Raw genomic sequence first — 4,251 nt, forward strand, 5'->3', positions numbered from 1 at the left:
GCCGCGGGTGAGATCAAGGCCCCTGGCCCGGCAAGCCGCTGGATGGTTTGCAGAAGCTGGAGTTGCGCTCCCCCATCGCCGGCGGGTGATCACCCGCAGCGTGACCCGGGGCGATCGTCTGGCGGCGGATGCCGACGCNTATGTCGTCGCCGACCTGGCCCAGGTGTCCATCGAGTTCCCGGTCTACGCCCGCGACCTGGCCTTCGTGGCGGAGGGCAAGCCCGTGGTGGTGGCGGGCGCGGATGGCCGCCAGGCGGAGGGGCGCGTCACCTATGTCGGCCCCGCCCTGGATCCGGCGACCGGCGCGGCCCGGGTGGTGGCGTCCCTGGAGAACAAGGACGGCGGCTGGCACCCCGGCGACTTCGCCAGCGGCACGCTGGAGGCCGATGCCCAACCGGCGGATCTGATGGTGCCGGAGGAAGCGGTCCAGACCCTGGAGGGACGCACGGTGGTCTTCGTTCCCGTGCCGGAAGGGTTCGAGCGCCGGCCGGTGACCGTCGGCCGCACCGACGGCCGAAACGCCGAGGTGCTGTCCGGGCTGAAGCCGGGCGAGGCCGTTGCCTCCGTCAACGCCTTCATCCTGAAGGCGGAGGCCGGCAAGGACGAAGCCGGCCACGAGGATTGAGGAGACACGAAGCCATGCTCGCCAAAATCCTCAATTTCTCCGTCCGCAGCCGCTACCTGGTGGTGCTGCTGGCCGTCATCGTGTCCGCCCTGGGCGCATGGTCGGTGGCCAAGCTGCCTATCGACGCGGTTCCCGACATCACCAACAAGCAGGTGCAGATCAACACCGCCGCCCCGGCCTTGGCGCCGTTCGAGGTGGAAAAGCAGGTGACCTTCCCTATTGAGACGGCGCTGGCCGGCATCCCGGGCCTGGAAGGCACGCGGTCGCTATCCCGCAACGGCTTCTCCCAGGTCACGGCCCTGTTCAGGGAGGACGTGGACATCTACTTCGCCCGGCAACAGGTGAACGAACGCCTGACCGAGGCGCGGGCGTCCTTGCCGGCCGGGGCGGAGACCCGCATGGGCGCCATCTCCACGGGCTTGGGCGAAATCACCATGTGGACGGTGGAGTTCACGCCTTTCGATCCGGCCAAGGCGCGGCCGGGCCAGCCGGGCTGGCAGGCGGATGGCAGCTACCTGACGCCGGAGGGCGAAAGCCTGCGCACGCCGGAACAACGGGCCACATACCTGCGCACGGTCCAGGACTGGATCATCCGGCCGCAGATCAAGGGCGTGCCCGGCATCGCCGGCGTGGACGCCATCGGCGGCTATGTGAAGCAGTATCAGGTGGAACCCGATCCCCTGCGCCTGGCGGCCCGCGGCCTGACCCTGGCCGACGTGGTCCAGGCGCTGGAACGCAACAACACCAGCGCCGGCGCGGGTTACCTGGAGCGGCGGGGGGAGGCCTACGTCGTCCGCTCCGACGGCCGGTTGCGCACTGTGCAGGAGATCGGGGCGGTGGTGATCGCCACCCGCGACGGCACGCCCGTCTTCCTGCGCGACGTGGCGACCGTCGCCATCGGTCGGGAACTGCGTACCGGCAGCGCCAGCGAGAACGGTGAGGAGGTTGTGGTCGGCACCGCCCTGATGCTGATCGGTGGCAACAGCCGCACGGCGGCGGCGGTGGTGAAGGCCAAGCTGGCCGAAGTCGCGCGGTCGATGCCGCCGGATGTGCATGCCAAGACGGTGCTGGACCGCACCAAGCTGGTCAACGCCACGGTTCGCACCGTCGAAAAGAACCTGGCGGAAGGGGCGCTGCTGGTGGTGGCGGTGCTGTTCGCCCTGCTGGGCAACATCCGCGCCGCCCTCATCACCGCCGTGGTCATCCCCGTGACCATGCTGCTGACGGCCATGGGCATGGTGCGGGCCGGCATCAGCGCCAACCTGATGAGCCTGGGCGCCCTGGACTTCGGCTTGATCGTCGACGGCGCCGTGATTATCGCGGAGAACTGCCTGCGCCGGATGGGCGGGCGCCAGCATGCCCTTGGCCGCGTCCTGTCCCTGCCCGAGCGGCTGGAGGAGGTCGCGGCCGCGGCGCGGGAGATGATCCGGCCCTCCGTCTTCGGGCAGGCCATCATCATCATCGTCTACCTGCCGCTGCTGACCTTCACGGGCGTGGAGGGCAAGATGTTCCAGCCCATGGCCTTGACGGTCATCACCGCCCTGGTCATCGCCTTCGTCCTGTCGCTGACCCTGGTGCCGGCGCTGATCGCCATCGTCATCCGGGGGCCCGTCCAGGAGAAGGAGAACCCGGTCATCGCCAAGGCCAAGGGATGGTACGTGCCCATCCTGGACCGCGCCCTGGCGGACCCGGTGCCCTGGATCCTGGGGGCCGCCTTCCTGTTCCTGGCCAGCCTGGGCCTGTTCACCCGGATGGGGCAGGAATTCATCCCAACCTTGGATGAAAAGGACATCGCCATGCAGGCGGTGCGCATCCCCAGCACGTCCCTCAGCCAGTCCACCGCGATGCAGGCCGCGGTGGAACGCACGGTCAGCGGCTTCCCCGAGGTGGCCTTCGTTTTCTCCAAGACCGGAACGGCGGAGATGGCGGCCGACCCCATGCCCCCCAACGCGTCGGACACCTTCATCATCCTGAAGCCCCAGGATCAGTGGCCCGACCCCACGCTGCGCAAGGAGGCGCTGGTGGCCAGGATCGAGGCCGCCGTGGCCACGCTGCCCGGCAACAACTACGAGTTCACCCAGCCCATCCAGATGCGCTTCAACGAGCTGATCTCCGGTGTGCGCAGCGACGTGGCGGTGAAACTGTACGGTGACGACTTCGACGCCCTGCAGGCCTCGGCGGCGCAAATCGCGCGCGCCTTGCAAGGGGTGGCGGGGGCCAGTGACGTGCGGGTGGAGCAGGCCTCCGGCCTGCCCATGCTGGACATCCGCATCGATCGGCCGGTGGCGGCCCGGTTCGGGCTCAACGCCGCTGACATCCAGGACGTCATCGCCATGGCGGTTGGCGGGCGGGAGGCCGGGCAGGTGTTCGAAGGGGACCGGCGCTTCGACGTCACCCTGCGCTTGCCCGACGCGCTGCGGAACGACATTGAAACGCTGAAGACGCTACCGGTGCCGATACCCGTGACGGAGGCCGGGGCGCCCAGGTTCGTGCCCCTCGGTTCCGTCGCCACCTTCGAGATCGCGGAGGGTCCCAACCAGATCAGCCGCGAGAACGGCAAGCGCCGCATCGTCATCCAGGCCAATGTGCGGGGGCGGGACATCGGGTCCTTCGTGGCGGAGGCACAGGACCGCATCAACGCCATCGCCCTGCCCACCGGTTATTGGACGGAGTGGGGCGGGCAGTTCGAGACCCTGACGGCGGCCCGGGGCGCGCCTGTCCGTGGTCGTGCCCACGTGCTTCGCCGTCATCTTCCTGTTGGTTGTTCGGCGCGCTGGGGTCGGTGCGGGACGCCCTGCTGGTGTTCAGCGGGGTGCCGCTGGCGCTGACCGGCGGCATCGCCGCGCTGTGGTTGCGGGGGATGCCGTTTTCCATCTCCGCCGCCGTGGGTTTCATCGCCCTGTCCGGCATCGCGGTGCTGAACGGCCTCGTCATGGTGTCCTTCATCCGGCAGGCAGTCGCGGACGGCAGCGATCCGTTGACCGCCATCCGCGACGGGGCGTTGACCCGCCTGCGGCCGGTGCTGATGACGGCGCTGGTCGCGTCCCTGGGCTTTGTGCCCATGGCGCTGGCCACCGGGACGGGGGCGGAGGTGCAACGGCCCTTGGCCACCGTGGTCATCGGCGGCCTGATCAGCGCCACAATCCTGACCTTGGTGGTGCTGCCGGCGCTCTACCGCCGCTTCGCGGTGCCGGTGGCGGTCACGGGCGGGGTGGCTTGGCCCCGGCCACAACTGGAGTGACTTGCCCAGGGGTCCCGGCCCAGGGGTCCCGGAATTGCGTGAGCTCCGGGACCTTCTAAAAGAGGAAATCCTCCAGATCTTCCGCCGGGGCGGCGGAGGGGGAGGGCGCCTCGGTCATGGGGTGCCGGTGGCGCGGGGCATACCGGTCAAGCACGTCGCGTTCACGCGCCATGGTGTAGCTGCGGGCCATCAGATCGATCAGCGGTTCGGCCTCCGTCGGGATGTTGGCGGGCTGCGGGCCGGGCGCCAAGGTGGCGAGATCGGCGGCCGCCCGCCGCAGCGCCTGACCGATCTGGTCGTGCGTCGCGGCCCGGCTGATCGTTTCCTGCAGCAGGTTGACCACCGCCTGCCCATCCTGCTCCAGAGTCCGCAGGGCTGCGGCCAG

At 69.6% G+C, this 4,251-nt stretch carries 2 protein-coding genes and 1 pseudogene; 2 read left to right on the forward strand and 1 reads right to left on the reverse strand.

Features of this window, described 5'->3' with window-relative positions; all coding sequences use genetic code 11:
- Positions 1-85 precede the first annotated feature (85 nt).
- Both I55_RS21910 and I55_RS21915 read left to right on the forward strand, forming a co-directional pair.
- A complete protein-coding gene (locus I55_RS21910; protein ID WP_049974380.1) occupies positions 86-625 on the forward strand; it encodes an efflux RND transporter periplasmic adaptor subunit in 540 nt (179 codons plus the stop codon).
- Positions 626-639: 14 nt separating this feature from the next.
- Positions 640-3,866 (forward strand): annotated as a pseudogene (locus I55_RS21915) (efflux RND transporter permease subunit).
- A gap of 55 nt (positions 3,867-3,921) precedes the next feature.
- On the opposite strand, the gene I55_RS37305 reads toward I55_RS21915, so the two are convergent.
- Positions 3,922-4,251: hypothetical protein (locus tag I55_RS37305; protein WP_044562727.1), on the reverse strand; the 330-nt coding region annotated here is incomplete at its 5' end.

It is taken from the genome of Azospirillum sp. B4 (genome assembly GCF_000333275.1).
In the GTDB taxonomy this organism is placed as follows: domain Bacteria; phylum Pseudomonadota; class Alphaproteobacteria; order Azospirillales; family Azospirillaceae; genus Nitrospirillum.